Annotated in this window: 15 protein-coding genes; 5 read left to right on the forward strand and 10 right to left on the reverse strand. The window is 74.3% G+C overall.

Annotation, left to right across the window (positions count from 1 at the left end; genetic code table 11):
* Positions 1-41: 41 nt before the first annotated feature.
* From ychF to IEV86_RS15420, 3 genes are read right to left on the reverse strand one after another with little or no spacing between them, the layout of a single operon-like run.
* On the reverse strand, positions 42-1,136 hold the full coding sequence (gene ychF, locus IEV86_RS15410; protein WP_043602539.1) for a redox-regulated ATPase YchF: 1,095 nt from the start codon (positions 1,134-1,136) through the stop codon (positions 42-44).
* A gap of 25 nt (positions 1,137-1,161) precedes the next feature.
* Positions 1,162-2,724 (reverse strand): hypothetical protein, encoded by a 1,563-nt coding sequence (locus IEV86_RS15415; protein ID WP_043602541.1) that lies wholly within the window; start codon positions 2,722-2,724, stop codon positions 1,162-1,164.
* Positions 2,700-3,548: an ABC transporter ATP-binding protein gene (locus IEV86_RS15420; RefSeq protein WP_043602543.1), complete on the reverse strand. Its 849-nt coding sequence runs from the start codon at positions 3,546-3,548 to the stop codon at positions 2,700-2,702. The genes IEV86_RS15415 and IEV86_RS15420 overlap by 25 nt, the downstream gene beginning before the upstream one ends.
* Before the next feature lie 103 nt (positions 3,549-3,651).
* On the opposite strand from IEV86_RS15420, the gene IEV86_RS15425 reads away from it, so the two are divergent.
* Positions 3,652-4,998, forward strand: a complete 1,347-nt coding sequence (locus IEV86_RS15425; protein ID WP_043602545.1) for a DNA recombination protein RmuC — start codon at positions 3,652-3,654, stop codon at positions 4,996-4,998.
* A 60-nt stretch (positions 4,999-5,058) separates the two neighbouring features.
* On the opposite strand, the gene IEV86_RS15430 is transcribed toward IEV86_RS15425, so the two are convergent.
* Positions 5,059-6,081 carry a 4-hydroxy-3-methylbut-2-enyl diphosphate reductase gene (locus tag IEV86_RS15430; RefSeq protein WP_043602548.1) on the reverse strand — a complete coding sequence of 341 codons (1,023 nt, stop codon included), beginning with the start codon at positions 6,079-6,081 and terminating at the stop codon, positions 5,059-5,061.
* 198 nt (positions 6,082-6,279) lie between these two features.
* Here IEV86_RS15430 and xseA point away from each other — a divergent pair, with 198 nt between their 5' ends.
* The 3 genes from xseA to IEV86_RS15445 are packed head-to-tail and all read left to right on the forward strand — an operon-like array spanning position 6,280 to position 9,015.
* Positions 6,280-7,548, forward strand: a complete 1,269-nt coding sequence (gene xseA / locus IEV86_RS15435) for an exodeoxyribonuclease VII large subunit (RefSeq protein WP_043602550.1) — start codon at positions 6,280-6,282, stop codon at positions 7,546-7,548.
* Between the two features lie 52 nt (positions 7,549-7,600).
* Positions 7,601-7,885: an exodeoxyribonuclease VII small subunit gene (locus IEV86_RS15440; protein ID WP_043602552.1), complete on the forward strand. Its 285-nt coding sequence runs from the start codon at positions 7,601-7,603 to the stop codon at positions 7,883-7,885.
* A complete protein-coding gene (locus tag IEV86_RS15445; RefSeq protein WP_081978444.1) occupies positions 7,882-9,015 on the forward strand; it encodes a carbohydrate kinase family protein in 1,134 nt (377 codons plus the stop codon). Before IEV86_RS15440 ends, IEV86_RS15445 begins: the two co-directional genes overlap by 4 nt.
* Before the next feature lie 89 nt (positions 9,016-9,104).
* Here the strand turns inward: IEV86_RS15445 and IEV86_RS15450 are convergent, their stop codons facing one another.
* The 6 genes from IEV86_RS15450 to IEV86_RS15475 form a co-directional block, all read right to left on the reverse strand.
* On the reverse strand, positions 9,105-9,248 hold the full coding sequence (locus tag IEV86_RS15450) for a hypothetical protein (RefSeq protein ID WP_161784010.1): 144 nt from the start codon (positions 9,246-9,248) through the stop codon (positions 9,105-9,107).
* 124 nt (positions 9,249-9,372) lie between these two features.
* Entirely contained in the window at positions 9,373-10,638 is a 1,266-nt protein-coding gene (locus tag IEV86_RS15455) for a glycoside hydrolase family 15 protein (RefSeq protein WP_052425814.1), read from the reverse strand.
* A 100-nt stretch (positions 10,639-10,738) separates the two neighbouring features.
* Entirely contained in the window at positions 10,739-12,034 is a 1,296-nt protein-coding gene (locus IEV86_RS15460) for an ABC transporter ATP-binding protein (protein WP_043602553.1), read from the reverse strand.
* Between the two features lie 22 nt (positions 12,035-12,056).
* Positions 12,057-12,899, reverse strand: coding sequence for a carbohydrate ABC transporter permease (locus IEV86_RS15465; protein WP_043602554.1), 843 nt, complete (start codon positions 12,897-12,899; stop codon positions 12,057-12,059).
* The gene (locus tag IEV86_RS15470) at positions 12,899-13,831 is read right to left on the reverse strand and encodes a carbohydrate ABC transporter permease (RefSeq protein ID WP_043602587.1); all 933 of its coding nucleotides are present in this window, start codon (positions 13,829-13,831) and stop codon (positions 12,899-12,901) included. The genes IEV86_RS15465 and IEV86_RS15470 overlap by 1 nt, the downstream gene beginning before the upstream one ends.
* A gap of 71 nt (positions 13,832-13,902) precedes the next feature.
* Positions 13,903-15,192: an extracellular solute-binding protein gene (locus IEV86_RS15475; protein ID WP_043602555.1), complete on the reverse strand. Its 1,290-nt coding sequence runs from the start codon at positions 15,190-15,192 to the stop codon at positions 13,903-13,905.
* A gap of 238 nt (positions 15,193-15,430) precedes the next feature.
* Between IEV86_RS15475 and IEV86_RS15480 the strand changes: the two genes are divergently transcribed.
* Positions 15,431-16,084, forward strand: a complete 654-nt coding sequence (locus tag IEV86_RS15480; protein ID WP_043602556.1) for a carbonic anhydrase — start codon at positions 15,431-15,433, stop codon at positions 16,082-16,084.
* Positions 16,085-16,102: the final 18 nt, after the last annotated feature.

Here is a 16,102-nt window from a genome sequence, read left to right on the forward strand (position 1 = left end):
CGACAGGACGGACCGCTCCCCGCCCGGCCGCTCCCCTGGGGTCAGACGTTGAAGCGGAACTCCACCACGTCGCCGTCGGCCATGACGTAGTCCTTGCCCTCGATGCGGGCCTTGCCCGCTGCACGCGCTGCCGCGATGGAGCCCGCCTCGACGAGGTCGTCGAAGCTCACGACCTCCGCCTTGATGAAGCCGCGCTCGAAGTCGGTGTGGATGACGCCGGCGGCCTGGGGTGCGGTCCACCCCTTGCGGATGGTCCACGCACGGGACTCCTTGGGGCCCGCCGTGAGGTACGTCTGCAGGCCGAGCGTCTCGAACCCGACGCGCGCGAGCTGCGCGAGACCGGGCTCCGCCTGACCCGTCGACGCGAGCATCTCGGCCGCGTCCTCGGGGTCGAGGTCGACGAGCTCCGACTCGAGCTTCGCGTCGAGGAAGATCGCCTCCGCGGGTGCGACGAGCTCGCGCATGCGCGCCTTCATCGCCTCGTCCGCGAGGCCGGCGTCGTCGGTGTTGACGACGTAGATGAACGGCTTGGACGTCATCAGCTGGAGCTCGCGCAGCGCCTTGGGGTCGACGCCCGCGCGGACGAGCCGGTCCTGCGCCGCGAAGAGCGTCGTGCCCTCGGCGAGGACCTCGTACGCCTTCTGCGCCGCGGTGAGGACCTCGGGTGCCGTCTTCTTGCCGCGCACCTCCTTCTCGAGGCGGGGCAGTGCCTTCTCGACCGTCTGCAGGTCCGCGAGGACGAGCTCGGTGTTGATGGTCTCGAGGTCGTCGGCCGGGTCCACCCGACCGGCGACGTGGTGCACGTCGTCGTCGGTGAACGCGCGGACCACCTGGCAGATCGCGTCCGCCTCGCGGATGTTCGCGAGGAACTGGTTGCCCATGCCCTCGCCCTCGCTCGCGCCGCGCACGATCCCGGCGATGTCGACGAACGACACCGTCGCGGGCACCGTGCGCTCGCTGCCGAAGATCTCGGCGAGGCGGTCCAGCCGGGGGTCGGGCAGCGGGACGACGCCGATGTTCGGCTCGATCGTCGCGAACGGGTAGTTCGCGGCGAGGACGCCCGCGTTGGTCAGCGCGTTGAAGAGGGTGGACTTGCCGACGTTGGGCAGTCCGACGATGCCGATGGTGAGAGCCACGGGCGACGAGTCTACGGGCGGCGCGTCACGCCATCGCCACGAGGCGTTCCATCAGCTCGGGTGCTCGGCGGTCGTACAGCCGCCCGCCCCACCGCACGCCGACGACGAGGACGGTCGCGCCGACGACGAGGCCGAGCAGTGCTCCGGCGACGCCGAGGCCCACCCGGCCCGTCGCGACGGACGCGACGACCAGGCCGGCCGACGGCAGGAGGAGCAGGCCGAGGATCGCGGTCCCCGCGAGCTGGGACAGCATCGCCGCACCCGATCCGCCCTGCGGCGTCGAGAACGGGCTGTCCCCCGGCTTCGCGACGGGCATGACGACGCGCGCGGACGCGACGCTCGAGACGCCGAGCCCCGTCGCGAGCACGGCGACCGACACGCCGACGACGGCGACCGTGTGCTGCCACCGGCCGGTGACGGCGAGCGTGCCGAGCGCGAGCACGAGGGTCGCGGGCAGACCGAGCGCCGCAGCGGCGACGACGCGGCCCAGCCGGTCCTGCACGCCGCGCACGGGGGCCGCCACGTGCGTCCAGAACGCCGTGTGGTCGTAGGAGACGTCGGCCGAGACGGCCCACCCGAAGACGTACGCCGCGACCGGCGCGGACGCGAGGAGGAGCGGACCGCCGTCGCCCGCGAACCCGAGCACGACGGGCATGAGGGGCACGACGACGACGCTCGAGGAGTACCGCGGGTCGCGCAGCCAGTAGACGAGGCAGCGCGCGGCCACCGCTCCGACCGGGTTCGCCGGGACCACCCCCAGGAGTCCGAGTCCCGCCGCCCGCGGCCGACCGGACGACGCGCGCCGCGGCCGGACGAGGGCCACACCGAGAACCCGGTACCACGCCACGACCAGCACGCCGACGACGGCGACGCACAGCGCTGCGCGCAGACCCGCGTCGGCCCAGCGGCCCGTCGCCACGTCGGCCGGGAGCGCCCAGGGCGCCCCGAACGGCGTCCAGCCCAGGACCCCGGCGACGGACGGCAGCTTCTCCTCCAGGCCGACGAGCCCGCCCTCGAGCGCGGAGACGATCGGCCCCATGAGGACGAGCGGGACGATCGCGACGACGGCGAGCAGGTCCCGCACGCGCCGGCCGCCGAGGACCGGCCCCAGCGCGGTCGTGAGCAGGCGCGACCCGGCGACGGCGGTCGCGACCGCCACGAGGGCCCCGAACACCCCCGCGACGACGGCGAGCGGCGAGCGCCACCACGACAGCGCCGCCCCGAGGGAGCCGACCACCGTCACGAGGCCGGGCACGCCGACGAGCGCGGCGAGGGCCATCCCCAGCAGGAGCCGGCCACGCGGGACGGGCAGCAGCGCGAAGCGGTCCGGGTCCATGGTCGCGTCGACGCCGAAGGCGACGAGCGGCACGAGCCACCACCCGAGCACGAGCAGGCTGCCCATGGGCACGAGCACGCTCTCGCGCAGCGCGACGTCCTGGACGCTGAGGACCGCGAGCACGACCAGGACGCCCACCAGGACACCCGCCGCGTAGAGGAGCGCGGCGACCAGGCCCACCACCTGCCACGGGCTGCGCCGCAGGCCGTTGGCCAGGATCGCGAGCTTCAGCCGGACGAGGTGCGCAACCATGCGAGCCCCTCACCGCTCGTCCTGCCGCCGACGAGCTCGACGAACCGCTCCTCGAGCGGTCGGCCGGCACGCACGTCGTCCACCGTCCCGGCCGCGAGCACGCGGCCGGCCGCGATCACCGCCACGTGGTCGCACATGCGCTGCACGAGGTCCATGACGTGCGAGGACACGATGACCGTCCCGCCCGAGCCGACGTACGACGCGAGGATCTCGCGGATGTTCGCGGCCGACACCGGGTCGACGGCCTCGAACGGCTCGTCCAGGACGAGGAGCCGCGGGGCGTGGACGAGCGCGCACGCGAGCGCGATCTTCTTCGTCATGCCGGCCGAGTAGTCGACGACGAGCGTGCCCCCGTCGGCCGTCAGGTCCATCGCCCGCAGGAGGTCGGCGGTGCGCTCCGCGACGGTCTCGCGGTCCAGGCCGTGCAGCAGCCCGGTGTAGGTGATGAGCTGCGCTCCCGTGAGCCGGTCGAACAGGCGCACGCCGTCCGGCAGCACGCCGACGGTCCGCTTGGCCTCGAGCGGGTGCTCCCACAGGTCCACGCCGCCGACGAGGACGCGGCCGTGGTCGGGCCGCAGGAGCCCGGTCGCCATCGACAGCGTCGTCGTCTTGCCCGCGCCGTTGGGACCGACGAGGCCGTAGAACGACCCGCGGGGCACGCGCAGGTCGACGCCCGCGACCGCGCGCTTCTGCCCGAACGACTTGTGCAGCGCGACCAGCTCGAGCGCCGCGGGTCCCGGGCCGGGACCCGCGCCCTGCGGGGCCGACGGCGCAGGCGGGGGCGGTGGAAGGGGTGGGGACGGTGGGAGCGGCGGCGTGCTCATCGTCCGCCAGCATAGGGATGACGACCCACGCCGCGTGGCCGGGACGGCCACCCGAGGAGCGCCTCGACCGACCGTGTCCGACCCTCGTGGCACCGTTCGTCCCATGGTCGACACCGTGCTGCTCGTCGTGCTCCTCCCCCTCGCGTGCCTCGTCGGTGCCGTCGTCGGGTACGCGGTCGCGGTCGCGCGCCGGGCCGCCACGGGCGACGCACCGCGACTGGTCCGCGAGCTCGCCGACGCGCGCGCCCAGCTCGCGGCGGAGCGCCGTCTCGCCGTCGAGCGCTCGGCGGCCGCCGAGGACGAGCGCCGCCGTGCCGAGGAAAGGTTCCGCGCGCTCGCGTCCGAGGCCCTCGCCGCGAGCAACGAGCAGTTCCTCGGGCTCGCCGAGCAGCGGCTCGCGGCGACCGAGCGCACGCACGACGCCCACCTCGCGCAGCGCGAGCAGGCGGTCCGCTCGCTCGTCGAGCCGCTGACGCGCGTGCTCGAGGACGTGCGGACCCAGGTGACCAGCGCGGAGACCGCGCGGGCGACCGGCCATGCCGCGCTGACCGAGCAGGTGCGCGCGATGCGCGAGACGTCGGACCTCCTGCGCTCGGAGACGTCGCGCCTGGTCACGGCCCTGCGCTCGTCCCAGGTGCGAGGTCGGTGGGGCGAGATGCAGCTGCGCCGGGTCGTCGAGGCCGCCGGCATGGTCGCGCACGTCGACTTCCTCGAGCAGCCGACGACGCGGACCGCCGACGGGCTCCTGCGCCCCGACATGGTCGTGCACCTCAGCGGCGGTGCGCACGTGGTCGTCGACGCGAAGGTCCCGTTCCTGGGCTACCTCGATGCGCTCCAGGCCGAGGACGACACCGTGCGCCGCGATCGCATGACCGCGCACGCGCGCCACCTGCGCCGCCACGTCGACGACCTCGCCGCGAAGCAGTACTGGGAGCAGGTGTCCCCTGCTCCCGAGCTCGTGGTGCTGTTCGTCCCGGCCGAGCCGTTCCTCCACGCGGCCCTCGACGTCGACCCGGGCCTCTACGAGCACGCGATGGAGCGCAACGTCGTGCTCGCGAGCCCGATGACGCTCGTCGCGCTGCTCCGGACGATCGCGCACGGGTGGCGGCAGGAGGCGCTCGCCGCCAACGCGCAGCAGGTGCTCACCCTCGGGCGCGAGCTGCACGCGCGCCTGTCGACGCTCGGTGGGCACGTGAGCCGCCTGGGCCGCCAGCTCGACGGCGCGGTGCGCGCCTACAACGACTCGGTGAGCTCCCTCGAGTCACGCGTCCTGGTCAGCGCGCGGCGTCTCGCCGAGCTCGAGGTCACGGACGCCGAGCTCGAGGCACCGTCTCAGGTCGAGCGCGCCGCGCGGCACGTCCAGGCACCGGAGCTCGTCGCCTCGGCCGCGCAGCACGTCGTGGCCCTGACGGAACGGACGGACCACACCGGGACGGCGAGGACGGGCTGACGCGCCGGATCGGACGGGCCGGCGGCGAGCGAACGCCGCGCGGACGGGCTGACCCGCCGATCAGACGGGGTCGACGGAGAGCGAGCGCCGCTCGCCCCGCTGCGGCCGGCCGACCGCCTCACCGGCGGCCTTGAGGTCGGCGCGCAGCTCGCGCGGCAGCGAGAACATGAGGTCCTCGGTCGCGGTGCGGACCTCCTCGACGTCACCGAAGCCCGCCTCGGCGAGCCGGTCGAGCACGTCGCGCACGAGGATCTCGGGCACGGACGCACCCGACGTCACGCCGATGGTCGTCGCGCCCTCGAGCCACGCAGCGTCGATCTCCTCCGCGCGGTCGACGCGGTACGAGGACCGCGCGCCGGCGTCGAGGGCGACCTCGACGAGCCGGACGGAGTTCGACGAGTTGGCCGACCCCACGACGATCACCACGTCGCACGCGGGCGCGAGCTTCTTCACCGCGACCTGTCGGTTCTGCGTCGCGTAGCAGATGTCGTCGCTCGGGGGGTCCTGGAGCGACGGGAACCGCTCGCGCAGGCGCCGCACCGTCTCCATGGTCTCGTCCACCGAGAGCGTGGTCTGCGACAGCCACACGACCTTGCCGGGGTCGCGGACCGTGACCCGGTCGACCTCGTCGGGGCTGTTGACGACCTGGATGTGGTCTGGCGCCTCGCCCGCGGTGCCCTCGACCTCCTCGTGCCCGTCGTGGCCGATGAGCAGGATGTCGAAGTCGTCGCGCGCGAACCGCACGGCCTCCTTGTGCACCTTCGTCACGAGCGGGCACGTCGCGTCGATCGTCTGCAGCGACCGAGCGGCAGCCGCCGCGTGCACCGCCGGCGAGACGCCGTGGGCCGAGAACACCACCCGAGCGCCCTCGGGGACCTCGTCCGTCTCGTCGACGAACACGGCCCCGCGCCGGGACAGCGTCTCGACGACGTACTTGTTGTGGACGATCTCCTTGCGCACGTACACGGGGGCGCCGTAGTGCTCGAGCGCCTTCTCGACCGCGATGACGGCACGGTCGACGCCGGCGCAGTAGCCGCGCGGTGCCGCGAGCAGCACACGCTTGGACGAGGGGGCGGGATTCACCGCCTCAGTCTACGGAACCCCCGACGAGGACCTCCGCGCGTCCGCTCCGGGCGCAACAGGGCGGCCCTCCCCTGCCGCCCCTCCCGTGCCTCCCGCGCCTCCCGCGCCTCCCGTGCCTCCCGTGCCTCCCGTGCCGCCGCCCGTGCCGCGACCGACACCCGACCACGGCGTGTGGGAACCCCGTGGCAGGGTTGACCCGTGACCGACGCCCCCACCGCCGGCGCCTCGCCGCGGGCCCGTCTCCCGCTGCGGGCGGTCGAGACGACCCCGGACGCGCCGTGGCCCGTGCGGTTCCTGTCGGCGAAGATCGCCGACTACGTCCACCGCATGCCGGGGCTGTGGGTCGAGGGTCAGGTCGTCCAGCTCAACAGGCGCCCGGGCACCACGCTCGCCTTCCTCACGCTGCGCGACACCGACGCGGACGTGTCGCTCCCGGTCTCCGTCCACGTCCGCGTGCTCGACGCCGCGACGGCCCCCGTGCAGGAGGGCGCGCACGTCGTCGTGCACGCCACGCCCCGGTTCTGGCCCAAGCGCGGGACGCTGCAGCTCGAGGCCGACGAGATCCGGACCGTCGGCCTCGGCGAGCTGCTCGCCCGGATCGAGCACCTCAAGCGCCTGCTCGCGGCCGAGGGGCTGTTCGACGTCGCGCGCAAGCGGCCGCTCCCGTTCCTGCCGCACGTCGTCGGCCTGGTCTGCGGCCGGGAGTCCAAGGCCGAGCACGACGTCGTGGTCAACGCCCGCGCGCGGTGGCCCGAGGTCCGTTTCGAGATCCGCGAGGTCGCCGTGCAGGGCGCGAACGCCGTCGCGGAGGTCCGCGCCGCGCTGGTCGAGCTCGACGCGCGGCCCGAGGTCGAGGTGATCGTCGTCGCGCGCGGCGGCGGCTCGGTGGAGGACCTGCTGCCCTTCAGCAACGAGGCGCTCGTCCGGGCCGTCGCCGCCTGCCGGACCCCGGTCGTCAGCGCGATCGGCCACGAGACGGACGCGCCGCTCCTCGACCTCGTCGCCGACCACCGGGCGTCGACGCCCACGGACGCCGGCAAACGCGTCGTCCCCGACGTCGGGGAGGAGCGCGCACGCCTCGGGCAGGCGCGGTCTCGTCTCGCGTCCGCGCTCACGCACCGGCTCCGCCGCGAGTCGGACGCCCTCGCGGCCCTGCGGTCGCGACCCGTGCTGGCCCGTCCGGCCGAGATGCTCGACGCGCGGGCGCGCGACCTCGACCACCTGAGCAGTCAGGCCGCGCGCGCGCTCGAGGACCGGGTCCGCGCGGGGGACGCGGAGGTCGCACGCCTGCGCGCGCAGGTCCGGGCCCTGTCCCCCGCCGCGACGCTCGAGCGCGGCTACGCGGTCGTCCAGCGCGCCGACGACGACGCCGTGGTCCGCTCCCCGGCCGACGCGCCGGCGCGCACCACGCTGCGCCTGCGGCTCGCCGACGGCGAGCTCGCCGCCGTGAGTGAGGGCGCGCCGTGACGCGGCCCGACCTCCGAGGACGGCGCACGTGTCGCACCGGCACGGTTAACTGATGCCCGTGCCCGCCGACCTCCCCCGCACCGACGCGCCCGCAGGCGCCGTCCCCGTGTCCGACCTGACCTACGAGCAGGCCCGCGACGAGCTCGTGAGCGTCGTCGCGCGGCTCGAGGCGGGCGGCGAGACGCTCGAGGGCTCGCTCGCCCTCTGGGAGCGGGGCGAGTCGCTCGCGGCGCGGTGCCAGGAGTGGCTCGACGGCGCGCGCCGGCGGCTCGACGCCGCCCGCGGGGCGTCGGCGGGAGCAGGAGACAGCGGCGCCGACGAGGAGGACGGACGATGACGAGCACGCGCGGACCCCTGGGCGGCCCGGACGAGGGCCAGCCGGAACCCGGCACCGCACCCGCCGGCCCGGACGAGCCGACCGGCGAGCCGGGTCCCGCGGGTGAGCTCGCCGCGCCGACGGGCGTGATCGAGGGCGACGTCCGGGAGCGGTCGTTCGACGCGGCCGAGGAGCCCGACCTCGATGGGACCGCGGTGCGGGGGGACACGGGCCGGGCGCTCGTCGTCGGCGAGGCGCTCGTGGACGTGGTCCGTCGGGCCGACGGCACGCAGGACGAGCACCCCGGCGGCAGCCCCGCCAACGTCGCGATCGGGCTCGGCCGGCTCGGGCGCGAGGTGCACCTGCTGACGTGGTTCGGGCGTGACGAGCGCGGGGCGGTCGTCCGCCGGCACCTCGAGGCCTCCGGCGTCAGCGTCGTGCCCGGCAGCGACACGGCGTCCCGCACGTCGGTCGCCGTCGCCGAGCTCGACGCGACCGGTGCGGCCACCTACCGGTTCGACCTCTCGTGGCAGGTCCCCGAACGGTGGTCGGCGCCCGCGGGGGCTCCGCTCGTCGTGCACACGGGTTCGATCGCGGCGGTCCTCGAGCCGGGCGGACCCGACGTCGCCCGCATCCTCGAGGCCCACCGCGAGTCCGCGACCATCACGTACGACCCGAACCTCCGCCCGTCGCTCATGCCGCCTCCCGCGCAGACGCGTGCGGTCGTCGAGCGGCTGGTGCGCCTGGCCGACGTGGTGAAGGTCAGCGACGAGGATCTCACGTGGCTCGAGCCGGGCCACGACCCGGCGGACGTCGCGCGTCGCTGGGCGGGCCTGGGCCCCGCGCTCGTCGTCGTCACCCGGGGCGGGGAGGGTGCCACCGCCGTCACGGCCCAGGGCCTCGAGCTCGACGTCCCGGCACCGGCGGTCACCGTCGCCGACACGGTCGGCGCGGGCGACTCGTTCATGGGTGGTCTCATCGACGGGCTCTGGTCGGCCGGCCTGCTCGGCGGCGAGCGCCGCGCGTCGCTCGCCGCGGTGGACGACGCGACGCTCCGTCGGGTCCTCCGGCGGTGCGCGGAGATCGCCGCGATCACGGTGAGCCGGCCGGGCGCCAACCCGCCGACCTCGGCGGAGCTCGACCGGGGCTGACGCGGCGTCGGGCGGGCTTCCACACGGATCTCGCGGTCTCGCCGCGCAGTACCACGACCCTCGTGGCGCGTGACGCCCCACGAGGGTCGTCAGGGAGCCGAGGGGACTCCCTCGACGACGGCGACCGGGGACGGCAGGTCCAGACCGACCGCGACCGCACCACCGGCGAGACCCACGACGACCGTCACGACGACGAACGCACGCACCGCCACCACGACGGCGTCGTGGGTCACAGGACCTGTCTCCACGGGACCCCCTCCCTCGACGAGCCTCGTCGCTCGCCGGTCCGGCCTGCTGACGTGTTCGTGTCGCGAGCACGGGCCGTCTTGCACGGTGCGTTCGAGTCGTCCGTCCCCGTCAGTCCTCGACGCCCTGGCGGTCGAGCTCGTCGAGCGTGAGCAGGACCGTCGACGCCGTCCACGCGAGCGGCGCGACGGCCGACGGGCTGCCGTCCCACAGCACCTTCTCCGGCAGGGACCCGAGGTCCGTGCGGTGCGCGTCGAGCCAGTCGAGCCAGTGCTCTGCCTGCTCGGTGTCCCCCGACGCGGCGGCGGTGAGCGCCCACACGGCGGTCTCAGGCGTCCACGAGACGCCGTCCTCCTTCCACCCCTCGCCGGGCGCGAGGCCCCCGGCCGGCCGCGACATCCCGACCGCCGCCTCGCGCCAGACCTCCTCGACCTGCTCGTCCGCGGGCGCGAACGGCGGCATGAGGAACGCGACGGCCGTGTCGCGCTCCTCGCCGCCGAGGCGGCGCGGGTAGCCGGGCCCGAACTCCGCCAGGCCCCGCTCGAGCAACGCGACGAGGTCGTCCGCCGGGGGCTCCCCGAGGGCCGACAGCACGGGCGCGACCGCACGGGTCCCGGCGAGCAGCGGCGCGAGGGTGCCGAGCGTCGGGCGGTCCTCGTGGACCTCCCAGTAGTCGGGCGACGCCACCGGGAGCCCGGTCGTCTCCCCGACGTTCGCGCGGATCGACGCGAGCGACGCGGTCACGAGCGGACGCAGCTCCTCGAGCGCGTCGGGGTCCGCACCCTCCGTGGCGTCCCACCACTGCGCGACCGCCCAGAGCACCCAGCCGCTGCCGTCGAGCTGGTACCCGCGGTCGTCGGGCACGCCGCCCGAGCCGTCCGGGAGGTAGCGCGCGTGCATCAGGCCGTCGTCGGAGCGCGCCTGCTGCATGCGCTGGACGTACCGCAGCACCGCGTGCGCGTCGTCGGGGTGCCCCGTCCGGGCGAGGGCCGCCGCGGTGAAGGACGCGTCACGCGGCCAGACGTAACGCCAGTACGGGCTGGCTGCGGCGAGCGCCGCGCCGTCGTCGAGCACGAGCGCGTCGAGGTCGCGCAGCGCCTGCTCGGCCATGTCGGCGTAGCGGTCCGGCCCCGGGACCGTTCCCTCGGCGAGCCACGCGTCCTGCGCGGCGCGCTGCAGCGGGTCGGCCACCGGCTCCGCACCCACCCGGACGAGGGCGGGCGACCCGTGGGGGTCGAGCACGACGCCGTCGGAGTACAGCGGGATCAGGGCGAACGAGCGGTCGCCGACCGCCGACGCACCCGTGCACACCCCGGCGGCGAGCACGAGCGACGCCGCACCGAGCAGCGCACGTCGTCGTCCGCGGAGGCCTCGCACGTGCCCGAGCGTAGGCGGCCCGTGCCGCGAGCGACCAGCCGCCCCTCATCGACGGAGCGGCCATCGGTGCGGCCGACGGCCCGGTGCACAGCGCCCGACGTCAGGACGCCCGCCGGGCCTCCCGCCGGGGCCCGTCGTCCGACGCTGCGTCCGAGCGGGACTCACGCTGCTGCGCACGCTCGAGGGCCGCGCGCCGCTCCTGCTCGTTCTCCTGCTCGATGCGCACAGCGGCGTCCTCGTCACGCGTGAGGTTGACGCTCGACTCGGGGTCGAAGACGAGGATCCGACCCGGGTCGAGGAACAGCTCGGCCCGGTCGCCGTCCCGCACGCGGCTCTCCGAGGAGAGCACCGCGACCACCTGGCTGCGCATGCCCTCGCCGTCGAGCTCGCGGTCGAGCTCCTCGAGCTTGGCCGCGACGTCGGGGTTGGTGTCGAACGGGATGTACGCGTACAGCTCCGACCCGAGCCACTCCGTCACGTCGATGTCGACGCCGAACGTCACGCCACGGCGGCCCTCCTCGACGAGCGAGGCGTCCTCGAGGTGCTCGGGACGGATCCCGACGATGACGAGCCGGCGGTCGCCCACCGCCGCCCGCAGCGCGTCGTCGAGCGGCACGTCCACGAACGGCAGGTGCAGGACGTCGCCGCGGACCTCGCCGGGGACGAAGTTCATGGGCGGCGACCCGATGAACCCGGCGACGAACAGGTTGACCGGCTGCTCGTACAGCCCGCGCGGGCTCGCCACCTGCTGGAGCTCGCCGCGGCGCAGCACCGCGACGCGGTCACCGAGCGTCATCGCCTCGGTCTGGTCGTGGGTCACGTACACCGTCGTCGTGCCGAGCCGACGCTGCATGCGCGCGATCTCCGTGCGCATCTGCCCACGGAGCTTCGCGTCGAGGTTGGACAGCGGCTCGTCGAAGAGGAACGCGTCGGCCTGGCGCACGATCGCGCGGCCCATCGCGACGCGCTGGCGCTGGCCGCCAGAGAGGTTCGCGGGCTTGCGCTCGAGGTGCTCGCGCAGCTCGAGGGTGTCGGCCGCCTTCTCGACCCGCCGCCGCACCTCGTCGTCGCTGAACTTCCCCTTCGCCAGACGCAGCGGGAACGCGATGTTCTCGAACACCGTCAGGTGCGGGTACAGCGCGTAGTTCTGGAACACCATCGCGAGGTTCCGGTCGCGCGGGGCCTTGTCGTTGACGCGCTTGCCGGCGATCTCCAGGTCGCCCGCAGTGATGTCCTCCAGGCCGACGATCATCCGCAGCAGCGTCGACTTCCCGCAGCCCGACGGCCCGACCAGGATCACGAACTCGCCGTCCGCGATCTCCAGGCTCACGCCCTTCACGGCGTGGAAGCCGTCGCCGTACTCCTTGACGATGTCCTTCAGGACGATGGACGCCATCGATCTCTCCTCGGTGAAGGGGTCAGCCCTTGACGGCACCCTGGGTCAGGCCGGCGACGATCTGCCGCTGGAAGAGGACGACGAGGACGACGACGGGCACGGTCACGACGACGGCCGCAGCCGAGATCGATCCCGTCGGCTCCTCGAACTGCGACGCACCCGTGAAGAACGCGAGCGCGGCCGGGACGGGTCGGGCGGTCTCGGTCGACGTGAGCGAGATCCCGTACACGAAGTCGTTCCACGCGATGAAGAACGCGATGAGGGCCGTCGTGAAGACGCCCGGCGCCGCGAGCGGCACGATCGCCTTGCGGAACGCCTGCCAGCTGGTCGCGCCGTCGACCTGCGCGGCCTGCTCGAGCTCCCACGGGATCTGCCGGAAGAACGCCGAGAGCGTCCAGATCGAGATGGGCAGCGTGAGCGAGAGGTACGGGATGATCAGGCCCGCCCAGGTGTCGTACAGCCCGATCGACCGCCACAGGTTGAACAGCGGGATGACGATCGAGATGACGGGGAAGATCGAGACGCCGAGCGCGGTCGTGAGGATGAGCCGCTTGCCCGGGAAGTCCAGGCGCGCGATCGCGTACGCCGCGAGGGTGGCGAGGACGACGGCGATCGCCGTCGCGATGAGCGAGATCCCGATCGAGTTGCGCAAGGCCGACAGGAACAGCTCCTGCGCGTTCCCGACGAGGATCTGCTCGTAGTTCCCGAGCGTCGGGTTCTGCGGCAGGAACAGCCCCGAGTTGAGCTCGCTCGCGGGCTTGAGGCTCGTCGCCGCGATCGACGCAACCGGGAACAGCGCGTACACGAGCACGACGACGGTGATGACGACCCAGGCGACCTTCTGCCGCCCGCTCAGCCCACGCATCAGCGCTCCCCCCTCGCCCCGGCCAGGTCCACCTTGAAGAACTTCACGGCCGCGACCGAGATCCCGATCACGCACAGGAACAGCAGGACCGACAGCGCCGAGCCGAGGCCGATCTCGAGCCGGCTGATCGACTGGCGGTACGCGAGCAGCGACAGCACCTCGGTGCCGTTCGCGCCGTTCGTCATGATGAAGACGTTGTCGAAGATGCGGAACGCGTCGAGCGCGCGGAACAGCACCGCGACCATGATCGCGGCCTTCATGTTGGGGATCGTCACGCGCCGCAGCCGCTGCCACCACGTCGCGCCGTCGACCGCGGCCGCCTCGTCGAGCTCCCCCGGGACCTGCGCCAGGCCGGCGAGCAGGAGCAGCGAGATGAACGGCGTCGTCTTCCAGACCTCGGACGCGATGATGACGAACAGGCTCGTGCCCTGCTGCGCGAACCAGTTGAGGTCCGAGCTGATGCCGGGCACCCAGTCGAACCACTGGTTCACGAACCCGGACGTGATGTCGAACGCGTAGAACCACGCGAACGCCGAGACCACCGTGATGATCCCGTACGGGACGAGGATCGCGGTGCGCAGGATCCCGCGCAGCGACGTGATCGCCTTGTGCATGACGAGCGCGAGCGCGAAGCCGAGCACGAGCTCGATGACGACGGTGACGACCGTGATGAGCAGCGTGACCCACAGCGCACGCCAGAAGACGCCGTCGGTGAGGATGACGGCGTAGTTGCCGAACCCCGCGAAGGACCGCTCGTCGGGCGCGGTGAGCCGGAAGCGGAACAGCGACTCGTAGACGGCCTGGAGGATCGGGTAGGCCGTGACGGCGAGCATCACGACGAATGCCGGGCCCGCGAGGTACCAGCCGAGGCGCGCCTCGGCGCGGGCGCGGTCGGACGCGCGCGGGCGTCCGCGCGGCGGGCGTCCGGTCACGGCGCTGTCGGCGGTGCGCGCGGCACCCGCGCGTGCGGTGGAACCGCCGGGGGCGGCGGGGACGGTGGCGCTCACAGCAGCTGCTCCCCTCGCAGGACGGCGGTGATGAGGTCGGTCGCGCGCTGCGGCGTCGAGTCGGGCGACACGTCGGCCGGCGGGTGCCACGTCTCCTGCAGCCCCGCGGAGACCTCGTTGTAGTAGGGCGTCTGCGGGCGCGGCGCACCGTTCTCGAGCGACTCCCGGATGAGGTCCGCCATGGGGAACTCCTCCTGGACGGCCGGGTCGTCGTACGCCTCGGTCGACGACGGCGGGTTGCCGTCGGACACGAAGTACTCGGCCTGGCGCTCGGGCGTCGTGATGCACTCCGCCGCGGCGAAGGCGAGGTCGACGTGCTCCGAGAACGCCCCCACGCCGATGTTGATCCCGCCGTACGGCGGTCGCGCCTGCTCACCCTCGCGGACCTGCGGGTACATCGCCCAGCCGATGTCGTCGACGAGCTCGGCGTCGAGCGTGCCCGCCTCGACCGCGCCGAGCGTCGCCGTGTAGACGAACGGCCAGTTGACCATGAAGGAGCCGCGGTCGCCCTGGAAGACCGACAGGCTCGCGTTCTCGTCCGCGGTGGGCAGGCCCGGGCCCCCGAGGCCCTGATCGCCGATCTCGCCCATGATGCGCGCGGCCTCCCGCCCGGCGTCGCTGTCGAGGCCGAGCTCGACCGCGTCGGCCTCGGCCTCGGGGTCGGTGACGATCTCACCGCCCGCCGACGCGACGAGCGCGTTGATCCAGACGGTCAGCGACTCGGCCTTGGTGCCCTGGACGCCGAGCACGACGTCCTCCGCGGCGGCGACCTCGATGAGCTGGTCCCAGGTGACCGGCTGCGTCATGTCGAGGCCCGCGGCCTCCGCGACGGACACGCGGTACCAGAGCAGCTGCGTGTTGGCCCAGAACGGCACCGCGACGAGCTCGTCCTCCCAGGTGGCGCCCGCGAGCGCGGCCTCGACGACGCCCTCGCTGACGCGCCCGGCGACCTCCTCGGGGACCGGCGCGAGGAACCCGGCGTTGGCGAACTCGGGGATGAACGGCGGGTCGAGGCTCATGAGGTCGATCGACGAGTCGCTCGCCGCGAGACGGCGCGCGAGCTGCTCGCGCTGCGAGCTCGCGTCCCGCGGGAGCGTCGCGACCTCGATGCGGTACTCGCCGGCCGCCTCGTCGGTGCACTCGGCCGCGATCCGCGCCTGGCCTCCCGCGTCGGGGTTGGTGTACCAGGTGAGGACGGGCGTCCCCGACTCGCCGCCGCACGCGGCGAGCACCCCGGTGGTGGCGAGCGCGGCCGCCGCTGCCACGGCTCTCCGGCGTCGTCGCACGGTCCCTCCCCCTCGGTCACCCGCTCCGTCGCGGGGCCCCTCGTCGGACCCTCGCGGGCCCGCCGGGCGGAACGAGCCGCCGCGTCCATGGCTACACCGGCCGCGGGGGGGCCGCCACCGGAGCGCGGCGGTCCGGCCGGGAGGCACCGCGCCCGCCGCCTGCCCGGGCCGTCCGACGCCGACCACCGATCGGGACGCCGCTCGTGGCCGCGGCCACCGGGTGCCACCATGGGCGACCATGACCACCCCCGCTCAGGCCTGGGCCGACCTCATGCAGGGCAACGACCGCTTCGTCCGCGGCGAGATGCAGCACCCGTCGCAGGACGCGCAGCGCCGTGCCGAGGTCAGCGCCGGGCAGAACCCGTTCGCCGTCGTCTTCGGCTGCTCGGACTCCCGAGCGGCGGCCGAGATCATCTTCGACCGCGGGCTCGGGGACCTGTTCGTCGTGCGGACCGCGGGCCACGTCGTCGACACGACCGTCATCGGGTCGATCGAGTTCGGCGTCGACGTGCTCGGGGCGTCGCTCGTCGTCGTCCTCGGGCACGACTCGTGCGGTGCGGTCGGCGCCGCGGCGCGCGCCCTGCGCACCGGCGAGGTCCCCAGCGGCTTCGTGCGCGCGGTCGTCGACCGCGTGATCCCGTCGGTCGTCCACCTGCCGCGCGGCGCCGAGGGCGACCTCGCGGCGGACGAGGACGCGCAGGGCGGTGGGCTCTCGCCCGAGCCGGCCGTGCTCGGTCGCGAGCACGTGCGGCACACGGTCCGGATGCTGCAGAGCTACTCGGCGGGCGTGCGCGACGCGGTCGCCGAGGGCCGGTGCGCCGTCGTGGGTGCCGAGTACGCGCTCGCCGAGGGCCGCGTGCGCCTGGTCGAGGTCGCGGGCGACATCGGCTGACGTGCGCGCGGCTGCGAT

This window comes from Cellulomonas carbonis (assembly GCF_014636275.1).
GTDB classification, from domain to species: Bacteria; Actinomycetota; Actinomycetes; order Actinomycetales; family Cellulomonadaceae; genus Actinotalea; species Actinotalea carbonis.